Origin of the sequence: Saccharicrinis sp. 156 (assembly GCF_050589685.1) — a bacterium.
Classification (GTDB): Bacteria; Bacteroidota; Bacteroidia; order Bacteroidales; family Marinilabiliaceae; genus Saccharicrinis.
This window is the reverse complement of record NZ_JBNGOS010000038.1, coordinates 27,433-46,061: the sequence shown is the minus strand read 5'-3', so window position 1 is coordinate 46,061 and position 18,629 is coordinate 27,433. Positions and strand designations below refer to the sequence as shown.

Below are 18,629 nucleotides of genomic sequence, written 5' to 3'. Positions count from 1 at the left end.
CCCAAATAAAAAGCAGCCATTTTTAGTCTTTCTAATTGCAGGCAGCACAGGCACGAGCTTCTAAAAGCAACTTTTGCGTAACACTTTCCAGCTCAGCCTTAAGCGCATTAAATCTGGTATCCGAAGATTTCAAGTCAGCCAATGCGCCCACAGCACAGGCATTCACAATAATAATATCATATGCACCTGAACAATCAGTCCCTTCACAATTATAATCTTCGCCGTTATACGTCCAATAACAACTCTGGTCCGTGCAACAGGCGTTAACATCGATTGAAGGGCCACCATCTGGACATTCTGCATCCGGGTTTGAGCAAAACTCATCAGACTCCTCTTCCGCACATGAAAAGCACACCCATGAAGTCATCAACATTAAAACAAATAGTTTAGTTTTCATTTTTCCCATCATTTATTGATTAAAATTCTTCCTTTAAAATTACATCTAATTCTTTAAACGGCCTATAACCACTATACACTCTATTATTTATAATCAGGCAAGGAGTTCCGCTTAAATTATTTTCTCTGAACAACCTGACATTCTCTTTCAAATATGAGAAATCTTTGTTTGACACTATACATTCCGCAATTTCATAATTTTCTGCCATTATATCGTCAATTAATTCACGAAAATCCTCAGAAACAATTACCGAAGGATTTGTAAGAAGCAGTTCGTGAAATTTATCGTACGAACCATATTGAGCAATACAACTAGCTGCCTGTAGCGCATATAAAGATGATGGATTTTCTCCAAAACTAACCCATTTTACCACTACCTTAGCCAATCCACTATCTAAATATTTTTCCTTCAATTCCGGAAATGTTTTCAAAAAAAGATATCTACAATATTTACAATCATATGAAGCAAACAAAAAGATAGTATTGGCAGAGGAATCATTTCCAAAGACCACGTCCTCATAACTCTGGACCAATGGTATCTTCAGCTCCGAAACGCTATCTTTCTTATCTCTTGTGCAAGACAAAAAAAATAAGAAGAGAATGAATATTGTTTTAATGATTGCTGTTACAAGTTTCATTTATTCTTTATCTTCAACACTGTATTTAACCAACCTAGGATCAAACCTAAAACTTACCATTTGTTCTTGTAAATTCACTTTTGCATCCATTCTAATCCTATCCGGCCTATTATCCAAGCCTGCCTTATATTTGCCATTCTCAAACTTAGACACTACATAAATGGGTCTTTTCCCATCTCTTACTTCATCTTCTTCAAAGCCATTTTCCTTTGCCATTTTTTCAAGTGCGGCTTTATCCTTTTTTGACAGTAGCTGGTTCAAGTACATTTTTAGATGGTATGTATAATCTTCACCAAAGCTATACATTCCAAAAAACATAGCATCAAACGATGAAGTTTTGATGTTAGTACGCGGGAAATACATCTTATTCTTGAAAAGAAATAAATTACTCTCTATCGTACTAAAAAACAACTTATCCAAACCGTCCAGTTTAATCGCTTTTATTTCTTCGATTTCCATTATTGGTTTAACATTGATAAGTGCTCCATTTTCTATCTTAACATTTCCTTTTAAAAGCATTTTCTCGTAAACGGGACTGTAATCTACCAAAACAATTTCTCCATCCATAGCACCGGACAATGTGCCTTGAACATTTTCTTTCTTGAAATCTTCCTGATCGATATAGGTTTCCAGCTCAAACATCATTCTGGATACATCCAGATTCTTTACTTCGCTTTTAAATTGCATGAAATCCCTAAAACTCCTTTCAGCTTCATTTTTCACGGACGGATCCTCTTGAGCCATATCATAATTGACAGAAAGTTTAGCCTCCCCACCAAAAACGTTGCAAGTTAAATCCTTGGCTACATAAAAACTTTTTTCCACGTCAACCAAAAACTTAGAATCTATATTTTCTGCCAAAATATCTTCATACTTAAAGCTTTTGGCTCTGGCTCTTCCTTTCGCTTTAACGGTGTACTTCTGCACATAAGGTTGTTCTTCCTGTTTCGCCTTTATACCGGCTTCGGTTACTTCTTCCAAATCGGGCACCGTATCTATCATAAAAGCCTCAATCCAGGCATAGTCCAAATCACCAACTTCGAAATTACCGTGCACCCTCAGTTCTTTAGGGTTATTTAAAACAGCTCCGGTATACACATTGGAAACGGTGGTGGAATCCGCAGAGAAATCAAGTCCCAGGTAATTTCCCGACACCCGGTTCATCCACACACTGTCGTTTTTGTAAGCTATATTTCCCGATAACATTTTCACGTTCATCAGGGTATCCGGCATATTCAGATAAACATTATTCATGCGCACCTTAAACTGGCTATTTTCAAATAGCAGACTCATGGCCTGGTCTGCAACAGAATCCATGTTAAAAGAACCTGCAGAAGCCAAATTAGCCCCTACTTCACCCGACATGCTATTGGCTAACGAGTCCGGCAACATTCGATATATTTCAAAGAGGTTTACAGATACATCTGACTTTAAATCATACTTCACATCTTTAAATCCATCAATCTGTCCCGAAGCCGAAATATAGGAGTTTGCAGTTGCCATAAGCAGGCTATCTATCTGCAAAGACATATTTTCGTAATCGCTAATTTTTCCTGCGAATGAACTTGTCAAATATCCTTCGGTTATGCTAACGTTATAATCGGGAACCTGCAGCCTTATAGCGCTTAATTTTATGTTTTTGGGGCGATATGCCAAAACTCCACCCAATCCTTTAATTTCGGGAACAGAATCCATCCGTAAGCCCACATTTTTTAGACTCAGATTTAATTGGGATCTATTTAAAAAGTACTCCGTAAAATCATCGGTAATAGAATCGGGCATGACTCCCGATGTGGCCAAGCTTGCTTTCAGGTTCCCGCTAATATCCGTCACCAAAGAATCAGGAATAAACGGTTGCAACTCGCTCAAATCGACTGAAGCACTTCCCGAAATGTCGTATTGTGGTTTTATGGGATTTATAATTTTGGCAGACAAATCGATGGAACTCTTGTCTGTTTCAGCATGAAACTTTTTAATATTTAAAACGGATGATTCCATAGTCGCGGTGTACCCATTGGAAAAATGAGCATGAAGGTCTATGTTCTTTAATTCAGGATATGTATCATAATTAACCAAGCCGTCTGCCAGCGTAAAATCCATATCCACTTGCGGCAATGTATTGGCGGTAACATAACCTTGGGCAGTGCCTTCCATCCCAACCTTGCCCAACACTTTGTTTAACTTCAGGTCAGCAATCATTTTTTGAGGCAGGATGGACATATTTTCGGCGACATCAATTTCCGAACCTGAAAACTTAACATCAATTTGAGCACTGTCTTTTTGAACAAGGGTGCCGTGCAGGCTAATTTTGGCGTGCCCTGTATTTAATACAAAATCGGAGATACCAATGGTATCGTTTAAAGCAGTAACCGAAAAATTCAGTTTAGTATCGGAAAGACTATTGCAGTTATAATCGCCATAACAAAGCTCCTTTACCACCAGTTTTCCTCTGGTGGCTGCCTTAAAGCCTGTAGGTTCTACCTCCCCGTTCATTTCCAATTCGGAGATATGAACAAGTGCTGAAGTTTTTAGCAGGTCATCAACATACTCCAACTCAATGTTCATAAGCTCTAACTTATCCAATGTATAAACCCCTTGTACTTTTGTGGTGTCCTTAGTGTTTTCGATGGTTTTTGCACGACCTCCCTTCAGCAAAAAATCAAAGTTACTTCTTCCCAAAGAGTCAACTAAATATTTTGCTTTTACATCTTCAATCTCGATTTTTTTTACCAGGATATTGCCTTTCATCAACTGAATCAGATCTACCGAAGCATAAAGCTTTGAGATAGCTGCTACCGTATCAGGTCGGGTTCTGATGGAATCATTAGTTCCCCTGCTCAACATGATCAAATCGTTAAACTCGATGGTAGCATAAGGAAAACGATATAGCAAGCTAAAATCAACCTCGCCAACCTCAAGGGGAACATCAAAGGTTTTAGCACCTTTGTCAATGGCGAGTTTAATGATATCTTCTTTAAATATTTCGGCAAGAATAATCAAGAGGAGAACAAAACCTCCTGCAATTAAAAATAAATTACGAAATAATCTCTTTTTTGACATAATTAAAAAAGTATCAAGTAGTAAGATTTAGGTAAATAGACTTACTTTAACGAAGGTAGGAAAAATAGGGAATTGAAATGTTAGGTTTGAAAGAAAAAAGAAATTATTCGGCACGTTTTATCCCGGATTATGTATTGGGGGTTCGTCATGAGCATTGCAAGTACAATAAAACAAGGCATTACTGAAACGAGGCATAACTTGTCCCGATTACTTTCGGGAGCACCGCTCTGGTGAGTTGAAGTGATGCAACGAAGTGTCTTGTTTTAAAGTAATTTTAATGTGTAATAGAATTTCTAATGCATATTGGAGGGTTTATTTCATTAACTCACTTGTAAACTCCACCAAACTTATAATGCTGACTTTGGGAAAATCTATTTCTTTGACGATATTAAAGTTTTTATCGTTAGCGGCTATACATAAAGTATTATCTTATTTACTTTTACCTATTAAAGTGGTCCTACATTACAAAAAAAGACCCCCGAAGGAGTCTTTTTCTATCATTATTATACTCAGTGTCTCTGAGTCTTTTTATTCAACTACGATCCAAAGTCGTCGAATGCGATCATTTCATCAGGTACACCCAGATCGTATAACATCTTGTTTACCGCGTCGTTCATCATTGGCGGCCCACAAAGATAATATTCGATATCTTCCGGCTCCTCATGCTTGCTTAGGTACTCATCATTAATCACCTGGTGGATAAAACCGGTCGATCCCTCCCAATTATCCTCAGGAAGAGGCTCACTCAAAGCAATAGAAAACTTAAAGTTAGGGAATTTCTTTTCGATCGCTTCAAACTGATCCTGGTAGAAAATCTCTTTCTTGGAACGTGCTCCATACCAGAAGGTCGCTTTACGGCCTGTTTTTAATGTATGGAACAAGTGGAAGATATGTGAGCGCATTGGCGCCATGCCGGCACCCCCGCCGATAAACATCATCTCGCGGTCTGTTTCTTTGATGAAGAATTCACCGTAAGGACCTGAAATAGTTACCTTATCACCCGGCTTGCGAGAGAAGATAAATGAAGAACAAATTCCTGGATTCACCTTCATAAACCCGTTATTAACCCTATCCCATGGTGGCGTGGCAATACGAATATTCAACATAACAATGTTTCCTTCCGCAGGGTGGTTGGCCATAGAGTAAGCCCTATAGGTAGGCTCCGGGTTCACCATTTGCAGATCGAACATGCCGAACTTCTCATACTCCTCACGGTACTCTTCCCCGATCTCCATATCTTTAAAATCAACCGTGATTTTAGGTACGTCAATCTGTATATAACCTCCCGATTTAAAGTCTAATATCTCACCTTCCGGTAATTTCACCACAAACTCCTTGATGAAAGTGGCCACGTTATCGTTAGAGACCACCTCACATTCCCATTTCTTGATACCCAGAATTTCCTGCGGTATTTCCATTTTCAAGTCTTCTTTCACCTTAACCTGACAAGCCAAACGCCAGTTATTGGCCTGTTCTTTTCGGGTAAAATAACCCGTTTCGGTTGGTAGGATTGAGCCTGCCCCATCGTTCACCTGACAACGACACATGGCACAGGTACCACCACCACCACAGGCGGATGGAAGAAAGATTTTATTGTTTCCTAAAGCCGACAATAATGTTTGTCCCGGGGCAACCTCCAATGCCTGTTCTCCGCCATTAATGTCGATAGTTACGGTTCCTGCCGGAGTCAACTTTTGCTTTACGTACAAAAGTATAGATACCAACAGTAGGATAACCAGTAAGAAAACTACCACACTGGTAGCGATTACTGTACCCTGACTAGCTAAAAATATCATATTTATTTCCATTTTTCTTATTTTAAACAAGTTTCTTCAGCGTCAGCGCTTTAGTTACTTGCTCCGGCCAGGCCGGCTAGAGTTGAATTCCCATAAAGCTCATAAACGCGATACCCATTAATCCGGTAACGATAAACGTAATACCCAAACCGCGTAATGGAGCAGGAATATCAGAGTATTTTAATTTTTCGCGAATCGCTGCTATACCAACAATAGCCAACAACCAACCAATCCCAGAACCAAGTCCGAATGAAGTTGCTTCGGCTAAAGAAGCATATTGACGCTCCTGCATAAACAGAGAACCTCCCAGAATAGCACAGTTTACCGCAATCAGTGGCAAGAATATACCTAACGAGCTATAAAGTGCGGGCGCAAACTTTTCTACAATCATCTCAACCAATTGCACCATAGAAGCAATTACGGCAATAAACATGATAAAGCTCAGGAAGCTAAGGTCAACCTCGGCAAAACCTTCACCCAACCACGAAAGGGCACCTTCTTCAAGTACATATTTATTTAACAGATAATCGGCAGGTACTGTAATAACCAGTACAAACACAACTGCCAAACCAAGTCCGAACGATGTTTTAACGGTTTTTGATACTGCCAGGTACGAACACATACCCAGGAAGTAGGCAAACACCATATTATCGATAAAAATAGACTTTACGAATATATTAATTATATTTTCCATTGAAATCAATTTTTCCAGTTACCAATTAATCCTCTACCAATTCCTTGTTACGGGAACGCTGAACCCAAATAATGATTCCAACGGTTACCAATGCCATCGGTGGCAAAATCATGAAACCGTTATTCACATATCCCAAATCATAAAATGCCTGAGGTATGATATTTAAGGTTCCTAACCCAGGCAGTGTTAAGGTACCGGACCCAAACAACTCGCGGAAGAAAGCTACAATAATCAGGATTACACCATAACCTGCGGCATTACCAACACCGTCAAGAGCCGATTGCCAGGGTTTGTTACCCAAAGCAAATGCTTCCAAACGTCCCATGATAATACAATTGGTAATAATCAGACCCACAAATACCGATAATTGCTTACTTACTTCGTAGGCAAAAGCTTTCAATATCTGGTCGACCAGAATTACAAGAGCTGCAACAACTACCAACTGAACGATAATACGAATACGGGCAGGAATAGTGTTGCGTAGCAGTGATATTAAAATATTGGCGAACACCAACACAAACATTACCGAAATAGACATTACAATGGCCGGCTCCAATTTAGCCGTCACCGCCAAAGCCGAACAGATACCCAATACCTGAATGGTAATAGGGTTTTGGGCGTTAAGCGGGTTTGTTATCAATTTTCGGTTTTTAGCTGAAAACAAAGGTTCTTTGTCGCTCATTTTTTAACCGTTTAATTTTTTAAATATTTTTCGTACCCTTCCAGGCACTCTTTTAACATATCGGTAACTCCGTTACTGGTTATGGTCCCACCGGAGATAGCGTCAACTGCGTGAGGATTACCTTCTGAAACACCACCTTTTAAAACTGCAATAGAAGTAAAAGCCCCCGAGTTATCAAAAATGGTTTTTCCCTTAAATTGAGTTTCGAAAAAATCTTTTGAGATTTCCGCACCTAAACCGGGTGTTTCTCCCTTGTGGTCGAAAGTGGCCCCATAAACCGTATTTTTGTCGGAGTCTATGGAGATATAACCCCAGATTGCCCCCCATAAACCAACACCGCGAAGAGGAATAATAAGCTTCTCTTCTCCGTTATCAAGATTACAGATATAAAGTGGATAGTTACGGTCTTTGGGTTCCTTACGAAGTTCCTTGGCCAAATCAATAGCAAAGGCTTCCCCTTTAATTTCCTCGCCATTCATATTAATTACTTTCGTATTTTCACCAATATGATTATCGTATAGCTTCACTGCTGTTGTGGCATCGCTGGCAATCCCTACCGACTTTAACAAATCGATTTTCTTTGCTACTTCTACGTTTTTATCTTGCTTCTCTTTTAAACCAGTAGCTACCAGGGCCAAAACTGCTGCAACAACAACAACCATGACAACAGCATAAAGGACTGTATATAAATTTCCTTGTTTGTCCATTTTTCTAATTTATTAAGCGTTTACTTTTACCCTTTTTAAACGGCGTTTAATATTTTGCTGAACAATCATATGATCAATCAATGGAGCAAAAGTGTTCATCAATAAAATAGCTAACATTACACCTTCCGGGTATGCAGGATTGAATACGCGAATCAGGATAGCAAAAACACCTATCAAGAAACCGTAAATATATTTTCCCTTTTCGGTACGTGCGCCAGACACGGGGTCTGTTGCCATAAACACGGCACCAAAAGCAAAACCACCCAGGCAAAGCTGTTGAATAGCATCTACAGACATCAGACTGTCTGGTGCCCCTACAGCATTAAATAAAAGAGCCATTAAATATCCACCCACAAAAGTACTGACCATGATCTTCCAGCTCCCGATACCGGTAGCCAAAAGAACAACAGCTCCAATTAAAATTGCCAGTGTACTTGTTTCGCCAATAGAACCTGGAATAGTTCCAATAAAACTTTCTAAGGCAGAAGGTAATAAATCCACTTTGCCGATTGCTGCATTACCAAGCGCAGTAGCACCTGAGTAACCATCCACAATACCTTCGCCTTTGGTCATGCCGGAAACCCAAATAAGGTCGCCCGACATTTTTGACGGATAGGCAAAGAATAAAAACGCCCTGGCGATTAAAGCAGGGTTCCAGATATTCATACCTGTACCACCAAAAACCTCTTTACCTATAACCACAGAAAAAGCAGTTGCCACAGCGACCATCCACAACGGGATATCAGCCGGTAAAACCAAAGGGATCAGCATCCCTGAAACAAGGAATCCCTCTGCCACTTCGTGTCCTCTTAATTGAGCAAACATAAACTCAATGCCAAGACCTACCACATAAGATACAACTACAATAGGTAGTACTTTTAAAGCACCATAACCTACCATTTGCCAAAAATCAGCATCAGGCTGACCTATAGCTAAAAAATGTTGTAACCCTGTATTCCAAATACCAAACAACAAAGCAGGTATTAAAGCCATAACCACAACGGCCATTGTTCTTTTAGAATCAATAGCATCATGGATGTGCACACCATTTTTTGATGTTGTTTTAGGAACAAAAAGTAAGGTCTCAAAAGCATCAAATGAAGAGTGCAATTTTTCAAACTTTCCCCCTTTTTCGAAGTTCGGTTTGATTCTATCCAAATATTGTCTTAATGCTTTCAATTTATTATGATTTTAATTTTTACAAATTGATTGAACCGATTAACTCATCTCTTTAATCATCGTATCGATACCTTTACGAAGAATACTTTGAATTTCGAGTTTTGAAGTACACACAAACTCACATAGCGCCATATCTTCTTCTGCCACCTCGTAAATCCCAAGCTGCTCCATCTTATCGATATCCTCAGTTATGATGGCTTTGATCAAATGCTCAGGTAAAATATCCATAGGCAAAACCTTGTCGTACTGTCCCGAGACTATAATAGCGCGGGGACCACCGTTAAGGTTTGCATTTAGTTTGTACTCTTTTTTGGCACTCAACCACGAGAAATATGATTTTGAAACACTGAACTTACCAAAACCCGGTGCTGCCCAGCCCATAAATTCTGCCACATCTCCTTCGGGGATTACCGTGATTTGAGAATGGTAGCTTCCCACATACCCGTCTTTAGCAATTTGATCGCCGGTAAGTACGTTTCCACTGATATATCTTAGCTTGCCTTCTTCAACATTTTCCACGTACGAAGCGATACTGGCACCTACCTTTGTTTTTACGTAATTCCTGGTCTTTAACTCAGATCCTGTCAGCGCAACAACCCTGGAAGCATCATAAACACCTTCCAGGAATAATTTACCTAATGAAATTACTTCTTGTGGTTGGATGGTCCAGTAGATATCTCCTTTGTTGATAGGTGAAACATGGTGAATTTGAATACCCACGTTACCTGCAGGGTGAGGACCCGAAAATGAATGTACTTTTGCTCCTCTTGCCGAAACAAAAGATTTGGAGGCCATTTCGTTGTTCACACCGATGTGCACACCTCCTTGAGTAAGTTTGTTGAGCACATCTACGCCTGCCTGGAATTCTTTTTCTTGTCCTGCTACGATAAAATCGTAATCCGGCGCCAAAGGTGAAGAATCGAATGCCGAAACAAATATTGCCTTAGGCTCATCGGTGGGATTGGCGACCACATTGTAAGGACGTTGACGAAAGTAAGGCCACATACCTGAAGCCAAAATCTTTTCCAGCGCTTCCTCTTTTGACACTTGTTTTGGATCAACAGCCCCAAATTTCTCAGCTTCGTTTTGGTTATCACTTTTAACCACAACCTCTAATATTCTTCTACGCTCGCCGCGGTTAACCACCTGAACCTCGCCGCTCACCGGTGAGACAAACTTAACATCGGTACGGTATTTGTCGAAAAATAAAACCGAACCGGCCTTAACTTTGTCGCCAGGCTTAACAGCTAGCTTCGGAACCAATCCGGGGAAATCGCCCGGTTTGATCGCAAAAAGCTCAGGTAACTTGGTAGTACCAAATACTTTTTCCGCTTTACCCTGCAGCCGAATATCAAGACCTTTTTTTATTTTGATTACGTCTGACATGTTTGATAAAAAGTTTTAAAAAAATTTCGATGCAAAAATACAATAAATTATAACTTGACAATCCTCTAAACCTAACTAATAAAGAAAAAATTCGTTAAATAATTTTTAAATTATAAGCTGGCCCTAGCAGATTGGTTTCTTTTACTTTAAGAAATTACACATTATTGCCGAAAAGATTAGGCATTTTTAGGTCATCGGTTATATCATTTGTCTTATTCGTTTTATTCAAATGGTAAATGTAAAAGCATAAAATTGTATTTTGCCCGTTTAAACCAACAAACAACAATAATAAAAGGTCAACTATGCATAGTTATTGACTTAAACGACTAGATCCTCAATCATGACAAAAAAAATAACTTCTATTTTCATGTGGCTAACTATTGCTGTTCTATCGGCATTAGCTCAACCTATCACCAATACTGTTCATAAACACAAAATTAAAACGGTACTATGTCATAAACTTGGCTGGCCATTGTCATATCCCATCATTGGTTTAAACGGAAACGATCAAATAGAACTGTCATTTGATGATTTGGATGGCGAAACCAAGGATTTCTACTACAACATCATACATTGTGACAAAAACTGGGAACCATCGCAACTGATGGAAACAGAATACCTTAACGGAATCAATGAAGTGCCTATTCTTGATTATGTGTATTCGTTTAATACTTCAATTGATTATGTCCATTACAATATTGTTTTACCCAACAACGACATCGAATTGTTGGTTTCAGGAAACTATATCATTCAGGTTTACGAAGATAACGACACGAACAATCTAGTTCTAACACAAAGGTTTATGGTGAACGAACAGAAGGTAAATGTGATTCCGAGTGTTAAGTACACCATGAATTCGGATCTGAGAAAAGCCAAACAGGAAATTGACCTGACCATAAAACACAGCGATTTTAATTTCAGCAATCCTCTGGAAGAGGTGAATGTAAGCCTATTCCAGAACGGCAGGACGGACAATGCCATCACAAAACTCAAACCGCAGTTTATCAAACATAACGAATTGGTATATAATTACAATCGAGAGACCATGTTTGAGGGCGGAAACGAGTTTCGCTGGCTGGATATACGCAGTCTCCGTTTTCAGAGCAGTAAAATAAAAGATATATCTTTTCACGACCCCTACTATCATGTTGAGCTTTTCCCGGATATGTCGGTTGCCGGCCGATCTTATTATTTCAACAATGATTTTAACGGGAGATATGTCATTGAAGTCCAAGAAAAAGACGAACACGAACGGGAAGCCGACTACGTTTACGTTCACTTCTCCATACCTAGCCAACCATTGGCGGGTGGGGATGTACATATACTCGGGGGGCTCACCAACTGGAAGTTGGATGAAGCATCTAAAATGAAATATAATTTTGACTTTAAGCAATACGAAGCTTCCTTACTATTGAAACAAGGGTTTTACAATTATCAAATTGCGTTTAAACCAAACAACCTCGACCAAGCTTCCGTCAGCATGTTCGAAGGTTCGCACAGCAAAGCCGAAAACGACTACCTGGTTATAGTTTATTACCGTGGCATGGGCGATTATTACGACCGGTTAATAGGTGTTAGCCAGGTGAATTCGGTTACGAGCAGGCAGTAATTCAGTCCCGAAATTTTCAAAATCAAAGATTTTTAACATTTCCGAGGCCCCTCGAAAAACACTCCTAATTGAAATTTGGTGTTTCCCGCAACATACAGTGTGTAATCATTGGTTCAAAACGCATCGGATAATTTTGAGTCGACCGATGAGCTGAACCTTGACTATTATCATACCCTTTAGTATCTAAATACTGATTTTATTCATTTAAATACGAGGCATACTATCTTAAATTTGTACAACTTGGAATTAGTAGGTTAAGCTGACCCCAATTATGATGACAATTTTAACAATGATAAAATAATAAGTTATGCCTAAAGGAATATTTAACGTACCCCTTGCCGAAAACGAGCCGGTATTAAATTACGCTCCGGGATCTCCCGAAAGAGAGGAGCTTAAAGCACAATTGGAAACTTACAAAGAAACCGAAGTAGATATTCCGATGTATATCGGCGGACAGGAAATTAGAACGGGAAATAAAATTTCCATGCACCCCCCTCACGACATTAAGCATTGTCTGGGTTATTATCACCAAGGGGATGAGACGCATGTATACAAGGCCATTGATGCAGCATTAACTGCCAAAGAAAAGTGGGCTAACCTAAGCTGGGAACATCGTGCGGCGATCTTTTTAAAGGCTGCCGATTTGGTTGCCGGCCCGTACCGTCAAAAGCTGAATGCAGCCACCATGTTGGGTCAGTCGAAAAATGCTTTCCAGGCTGAGATTGATGCAGCTTGTGAATTAGCGGATTTCTTGCGTTTCAACGTTCAATACATGACCGACATTTATGCCGAGCAACCGGAAAGCGCTCCCGGCATGTGGAACCGGGTAGAATACCGTCCGCTGGAAGGATTCGTGTTTGCTTTGACTCCCTTCAACTTTACTTCCATTGCTGGCAACTTACCTTCCGCTCCTGCTTTAATGGGTAATACAGTGGTTTGGAAGCCATCTAAAACGGCGGTTTATTCGGCCCAGGTATTGATGGAAATATTTAACGAAGCAGGTGTTCCTGCCGGAGTTATCAACCTGGTGTACGTTTCCGGTCCCGTTGCCGCCAAGGTTGTTTTTGACCATCCCGAGTTTGCGGGAATCCATTTTACAGGGTCCACCGGTGTATTTCAGAGTATGTGGAAAACAATTGGAGGAAACATCGAAAGATATAAGTCGTACCCGCGTATTGTTGGAGAAACAGGTGGTAAAGATTTTATTCTGGCACACAAATCATGCGATGCCAAAGCGGTTGCTACCGGTATTGTTAGAGGTGGTTTCGAGTACCAGGGGCAAAAATGCTCTGCTGCTTCACGTGTATATATCCCTGCCAGTCGCTGGGAAGAAATTAAGGGTTATGTAGGCGAGCAGTTGGCTGAGATAAAGATGGGTGACCCGGAAGACTTCACCAATTTTGTGAATGCCGTTATCGACGAAAGTTCGTTCGATAAACTTGCCAGTGCCATTGATGCTGCCAAAGCGAGCAAGGAAGCCAAGGTGATTTTCGGCGGAAACTACGATAAATCGAAAGGATATTTTATAGAGCCTACCATCATTCAAACAACCAATCCTCAATATGTAACCATGGAAGAAGAGTTGTTTGGGCCTGTAGTAACCTTATATGTATACGAAGATGCCAGATTTCAAGAGACCATGGACATCCTGGATAAGACATCGATGTACGCCCTTACAGGTGCCATCTTCGCACAGGACAGGTATGCAGCCGAATTAGCCACTAAAAGATTGGTGAATTGCGCCGGCAACTTCTACATCAACGACAAGCCAACAGGTGCAGTAGTAGGGCAACAACCATTTGGCGGCTCCAGAGGCTCAGGCACCAACGACAAAGCGGGTTCGTCTATTAATTTGATGCGCTGGGTAACACCGCGAACCATCAAGGAGACCTTTGTACCTGCTCACGATTACAAATATCCGTTCTTAGGATAATACATTATAGGTTTTTTAGAATAAATACAGGCCGGCTCTGATTAATCAGGGTCGGCTTTTTTGCTTGCATTACTCACCGGGTGAGCAGGAAGAATCTGGCGAGCTGGACGAACTAAAACGTTAAACCATACTCTTTAATAACCTCTCTATCTATTAACGTCCCTTCTCGTAACCCCATAACATCTCTGGCCGAAGAGAACTCCCAATCTTCAGCCCGGGTAACCAAAAGTGCTGCAACAGGATTATTTAAAATGTATCTGTAGCAAATTTGAGGATATTGCCTCTCCGGTGTTTCTACTTTTATCACTGTAACACCATTAATCATATACCAATTTTTTGCAACACCATCTGTGCAGGTAATGCAAACTGCCTTGGTTCTTTCGCGAAATAACGAACCGGTTCTGTTTTCTTGATTGTTAATGGCTCGAGTGTATGACCGAAGGATGGTAGCCATCTCTTTACTCACCCTTTTACTCATCTCATCTTTACTCACCGGGTGACTATGTACATCTTGCTTATAGTCACCCGGTGAGTAGATGGGATTTACGTCATGCTTATAGTCACCCGGTGAGTACTTGGAATCCGATGAGTAACTTGGTGCATCTTTTAACCTAAGCATCAAATGAAAATGATTAGGCATTAAACACCATGCCAATATGCTACAATGAGGCAGCAGGTGCCTTTGTAACTTACTTAAAAAGAAAAGGTAGTTGTCGCGGGTATAAAAAATGCGTTGTTTGTTGTTGCCCTGATTGTAAACATGGTATAGTTGGTCCGGCGCAAAATACATGGATTGCTGTTTTGTAACAATTTAGGCTATTTTTCGAAGTAATTCAAGTTTTACTCACCCGGTGACTAGAAAAAGCTTTAAACTTTGGAAAAGCATTAGAAATAACTAATATTGCGCTTTCGAAAATATATCACAATGAATATTTACAAAACACTCAGCTTAGCTTATTATATTGGAATGATACTGGTATTGGCCGGAATCCTGTTTCAGTTAAATGACATCCCGTATGCATTTATTTGTTTGGTTTCAGGTATTGTTCCCTTGTTAGGCGTACGTTTGTTTAACTATTTAAAAGGCAAACCTGAGAACAAAAGACTGCATGGTATTATGGTGGTAAGCGCATTGTTTCTGGTTGTTGCTGCAGCACTTATTTTTCTTCATCGGAATTATTGGATGATTGCTGTTTTAATTACGGCCACTCTCGATTTATACGTGAGCTTTAGGAAGATTAGAGGTTAGTAGCTTGTGGCTGGAAGCTTGCGGCTCGTAGCTTGAGCTATTTCTGTATTTCACGATATTTCTTCAATAGTTCCCTATCGTCAAAAATATCATCCACCTCAATATGCTTTAGTTCCAGCAGTTCGATAGCAGCATCAAACACCGGCGTTTTTTCAAGAAAATGCTCATGTGTATAGTTGATGTATTTTACCAGTTTAAACGCATTGAACACCTGAAAGAATCGCTTTCTGAAAACCTCCAGTGTTGAACAATTATCGGCTACAGGCTTTAGTTCGTTATAAAAGTCGGAATTCAACAAAAAGCTACGGACACGCCCTGGCAATTCCAGAACCAGTTGCTGATAAGTTTCTTCTGAAATTCTGTAATATTTTTCTACGTTATCAAGGAATGATTTTAAATCGATAAAACCTTGCAGATTGTAAGTCCTATATTCCTCATCTTCATTTTCTACCATTTTTTTTACCGAAGGGCCTGTGCCAAACGGCACTCTTGAAGATATGCGTGGTGAAGGATAAACTTTGGTGGTATTCAGCTCCCCATATCCACCTTGTTGCAACAGTTTTTGAATAAAATAAAATTCCTCGCCACCTTGTCTGCGGTTCATACCCCCGACGCTTACATACGAAGATGCTTTAAAGGCAAAACAAGAGCCGATTGTGTGAAACGCATATGGGAACCCTATATATCGCAAACTTTCGACATAATACCTTAAATGTAACTCATACTGTGCAATGGCATCATAAACCGTAGGATCAAATTCGTTACCTGCAACCGGGTGCTCAAAACTAATAGAACATGCCTTATTTTGAGGTTTTGCAAAGTAACTATCTATCTCAGTAAGATAATTTGCATCAACCGTTGAATCCGCATCCAATGAAACAATAACACCATTTTCATTATCCGAGTCCGATAAATGCTGCACGGCTATATCCATCCCAATTTTTCGTGCCAATCCCGCACCAAAATGTTTTTTAGGAAGGTTAAATGCCTCTATAATATATATATCGATAAAATCACGATTAACCTTATAATCTTTTAGTTCCTGAATGGTTTTTTTTTGTTGTTTAATAATATCCTCTGTCGCATTGACCCCTGCGTTAACGACTACAATAACGGCTACCCTCCCTTGAACGGGATGGCAGGCACATATGGAATCAAGCGTTCTGCATAAACCATCTTCTAAATATGTTGGTATTACCACAAGGATCCCGGCTTTTTTAATATCCCCAACATTAAAAGATGTAAAAGGCGGGTGCTTTTCCAGGTACTTCCCAAACGATGGTTTCATAGCTGCGTCTGTATTCAAAAAAGGCAGATTCCGATTGAAATCTGCCTGAATAATATTAATTGTGTATCTAATTATTTTGCATCGGCATTGTTACCCTTGCTGCTTTCGTATCTGCTGTTTAAAGCATCCGCTACTTGCTGTGTAATATTTATCCCCGGCACGCTGTACAGCACATTGTCGCCAAGTGTGTTACTCAATATCAACTTATATCTTCCATCGGCATTTAATTCTGTCAGATAATTAGTTAAGGTATCGCGCAGCTGACGGTTCAAACCTTCCTGTTCCACCATTAACTCTTGCGATAGTTTTGCGTTTAAGCTTTGGAGTTCCTGATCGCGTGCGGCCAGGTTCCTTTGTTCCTGCTCGGCCCTTTGACGAGATAAAAAACCGTTGTTTTGAACTTTACGCTGGAATTCTGCCACCTGAGTTTGTAACTTCTTAGCTTGCTCATTAAAGTCAGTACGTGATTTCTCTTCCTTCTTTAAAAGTTCCTCTTGCAGGTCAATGGCCAATCCATATTGACGTAAAAGAGAATCTGTATCGATATAGGCTACAGGAAATGTTCCATTCTCAATCAATCCTTCGGAAGCATTTTTGCTTGCTTGCTCACTTTTATTTGTTTTTGTTTGACATCCCACAAACATAAACGATGCCAACCCCAATAATAATGCAAAATTAACAACCTGTAAGTTCCTTTTCATTTCTGTAATTTTAGTTTTATGACTACAATTTAACATCACATGAATTTGAGATGATTAAATTCCAGTATGTGCGTTCCCTCTAGAGTTTATTTTTTTACGGACAACAAATATATATTAATAACAAATATTTAAAAATTTATTTCACATTTTTTGTGATATGCCAGTCCTCAATTCAAAAAACAATACATAAAAACACAACTATTAAAAAATCCTTCGCGAACGGGAACGGTATTTACTTCTCGAAGCACCCCCTCCGGAATACCCCGGTTGCGAACATGGGATAGCACTTCGGTTAATTTTGGGTTTATTAGAAGAAGGTATCGTGTACATAATGGAAAATTCGTGCGAGCCTCCGGAGCCGGTCAGGTCGGATGTTGTTAAATCAAATGAATACCCCAGTCGCATTTGGCCCAGGTGAAGACCAAATATGGCAATCATGGCATCCTGATTGCCCAGTCCCTCGGCATTGGCATTGGGCAATCCCCTATACCACAAGCCCAGTTCAATAGGATTGTACACCCAATACGCACCCACATCGAGCTGATTAAAATCGGCCTGTTTTCGGTAATTAAAAGCAAAAGTTATACTTTGATCCGGCATGCGCCTTCTTCCTTCCTTATACACCCATTTATAACCACCGAATGCAGTTATTTTAAGATTCGTATCGGACGTAACATCGGTAAATGCCTCATTGTTCCTTACCAAATGATCGGCAGTTACTCCAGCCCAATAAAAATTACTGTAGATCATCACAGAGGCCGCTGCATCAAACCTGTTGAGCTTGTCGCGATCGACATCTAGTGCCGTTTGATCAATCAGGTTTCCATAGTTGTCATATGCATCCGAGGTCGTTCCTTTTGTAGGATCGATAAATGATTGGGCCAGCTTAAACTGCAGCCCCGGCCGGACCATCACGTTATCGTTCACATAGATTTCGTAGGCATACAATAAGCCAACATTTTGCTTTACCAGAAGGCCGCCTCCCGAATCGTCTCTATAAAACTGTACCCCAACACCACTGTTATAGTCGGCCATATAATGATCAAACGCAAAAGCCAAAGTCCTGTATGTACCGGGAATACTTGGCCACTGGTCGCGATAATGCAACGTCATCCTGCTCCCTTCCGTTAGCCCGGTAAACGATGGGCTTAGGTACAGGGGCGATGCATAGTTTTGCGAAAAGGATGCATCCTGTGCCTGGACATTACTCACCCTTACAAGGGATAATATCACCAGAAATACAAAACATATGTTATTAGGTTTAATCATTGGTCATTTGGTTATATGCTATGATGCTAAATTAAGCTCAAA

Annotated in this window: 16 protein-coding genes; 3 read left to right on the top strand and 13 right to left on the bottom strand. The window is 40.1% G+C overall.

The genetic code is table 11. From position 1 onward, the window contains the following. Positions 1 to 31: 31 nt before the first annotated feature. The 9 genes from ACRD64_RS20235 to ACRD64_RS20195 all read right to left on the bottom strand — a co-directional run bounded on the left by ACRD64_RS20235 (position 32) and on the right by ACRD64_RS20195 (position 10,538). Entirely contained in the window at positions 32 to 397 is a 366-nt protein-coding gene (locus tag ACRD64_RS20235) for a hypothetical protein (RefSeq protein ID WP_430935448.1), read from the bottom strand. Positions 398 to 416: 19 nt separating this feature from the next. After that, positions 417 to 1,034: a DsbA family protein gene (locus ACRD64_RS20230; protein ID WP_430935446.1), complete on the bottom strand. Its 618-nt coding sequence runs from the start codon at positions 1,032 to 1,034 to the stop codon at positions 417 to 419. Beyond that, positions 1,035 to 4,094 (bottom strand): AsmA family protein, encoded by a 3,060-nt coding sequence (locus ACRD64_RS20225; RefSeq protein ID WP_430935444.1) that lies wholly within the window; start codon positions 4,092 to 4,094, stop codon positions 1,035 to 1,037. 536 nt (positions 4,095 to 4,630) lie between these two features. Then, complete coding sequence (gene nqrF / locus ACRD64_RS20220; RefSeq protein ID WP_430935442.1) at positions 4,631 to 5,902, bottom strand: NADH:ubiquinone reductase (Na(+)-transporting) subunit F; 1,272 nt, start codon at positions 5,900 to 5,902, stop codon at positions 4,631 to 4,633. A 64-nt stretch (positions 5,903 to 5,966) separates the two neighbouring features. Then, positions 5,967 to 6,584: an NADH:ubiquinone reductase (Na(+)-transporting) subunit E gene (nqrE, locus tag ACRD64_RS20215; RefSeq protein WP_430935440.1), complete on the bottom strand. Its 618-nt coding sequence runs from the start codon at positions 6,582 to 6,584 to the stop codon at positions 5,967 to 5,969. Positions 6,585 to 6,609: 25 nt separating this feature from the next. Continuing rightward, positions 6,610 to 7,266, bottom strand: a complete 657-nt coding sequence (locus ACRD64_RS20210; protein ID WP_430935438.1) for an NADH:ubiquinone reductase (Na(+)-transporting) subunit D — start codon at positions 7,264 to 7,266, stop codon at positions 6,610 to 6,612. 11 nt (positions 7,267 to 7,277) lie between these two features. Continuing rightward, positions 7,278 to 7,973 carry an NADH:ubiquinone reductase (Na(+)-transporting) subunit C gene (nqrC, locus tag ACRD64_RS20205; RefSeq protein WP_430935436.1) on the bottom strand — a complete coding sequence of 232 codons (696 nt, stop codon included), beginning with the start codon at positions 7,971 to 7,973 and terminating at the stop codon, positions 7,278 to 7,280. A gap of 12 nt (positions 7,974 to 7,985) precedes the next feature. Further along, on the bottom strand, positions 7,986 to 9,152 hold the full coding sequence (locus ACRD64_RS20200) for an NADH:ubiquinone reductase (Na(+)-transporting) subunit B (protein ID WP_430935434.1): 1,167 nt from the start codon (positions 9,150 to 9,152) through the stop codon (positions 7,986 to 7,988). A 39-nt stretch (positions 9,153 to 9,191) separates the two neighbouring features. Continuing rightward, positions 9,192 to 10,538 (bottom strand): Na(+)-translocating NADH-quinone reductase subunit A, encoded by a 1,347-nt coding sequence (locus ACRD64_RS20195; protein ID WP_430935432.1) that lies wholly within the window; start codon positions 10,536 to 10,538, stop codon positions 9,192 to 9,194. A gap of 340 nt (positions 10,539 to 10,878) precedes the next feature. Between ACRD64_RS20195 and ACRD64_RS20190 the strand changes: the two genes are divergently transcribed. Both ACRD64_RS20190 and pruA read left to right on the top strand, forming a co-directional pair. After that, positions 10,879 to 12,147: a DUF5103 domain-containing protein gene (locus tag ACRD64_RS20190; protein ID WP_430935430.1), complete on the top strand. Its 1,269-nt coding sequence runs from the start codon at positions 10,879 to 10,881 to the stop codon at positions 12,145 to 12,147. 307 nt (positions 12,148 to 12,454) lie between these two features. Then, a complete protein-coding gene (gene pruA / locus ACRD64_RS20185; RefSeq protein ID WP_430935428.1) occupies positions 12,455 to 14,080 on the top strand; it encodes an L-glutamate gamma-semialdehyde dehydrogenase in 1,626 nt (541 codons plus the stop codon). Positions 14,081 to 14,192: 112 nt separating this feature from the next. Here pruA and ACRD64_RS20180 read toward each other — a convergent pair whose 3' ends face one another. Continuing rightward, positions 14,193 to 14,870 carry a transposase gene (locus ACRD64_RS20180; protein WP_430935426.1) on the bottom strand — a complete coding sequence of 226 codons (678 nt, stop codon included), beginning with the start codon at positions 14,868 to 14,870 and terminating at the stop codon, positions 14,193 to 14,195. Positions 14,871 to 15,005: 135 nt separating this feature from the next. On the opposite strand from ACRD64_RS20180, the gene ACRD64_RS20175 reads away from it, so the two are divergent. Next, on the top strand, positions 15,006 to 15,329 hold the full coding sequence (locus ACRD64_RS20175) for a hypothetical protein (protein WP_430935424.1): 324 nt from the start codon (positions 15,006 to 15,008) through the stop codon (positions 15,327 to 15,329). Positions 15,330 to 15,366: 37 nt separating this feature from the next. Here ACRD64_RS20175 and ACRD64_RS20170 read toward each other — a convergent pair whose 3' ends face one another. The 3 genes from ACRD64_RS20170 to ACRD64_RS20160 all read right to left on the bottom strand — a co-directional run bounded on the left by ACRD64_RS20170 (position 15,367) and on the right by ACRD64_RS20160 (position 18,587). After that, positions 15,367 to 16,617: a glycosyltransferase gene (locus tag ACRD64_RS20170; protein WP_430935422.1), complete on the bottom strand. Its 1,251-nt coding sequence runs from the start codon at positions 16,615 to 16,617 to the stop codon at positions 15,367 to 15,369. Positions 16,618 to 16,688: 71 nt separating this feature from the next. Further along, complete coding sequence (locus tag ACRD64_RS20165) at positions 16,689 to 17,318, bottom strand: OmpH family outer membrane protein (RefSeq protein ID WP_430935420.1); 630 nt, start codon at positions 17,316 to 17,318, stop codon at positions 16,689 to 16,691. A 201-nt stretch (positions 17,319 to 17,519) separates the two neighbouring features. After that, a complete protein-coding gene (locus ACRD64_RS20160; protein ID WP_430935418.1) occupies positions 17,520 to 18,587 on the bottom strand; it encodes a PorP/SprF family type IX secretion system membrane protein in 1,068 nt (355 codons plus the stop codon). Positions 18,588 to 18,629 lie beyond the last annotated feature (42 nt).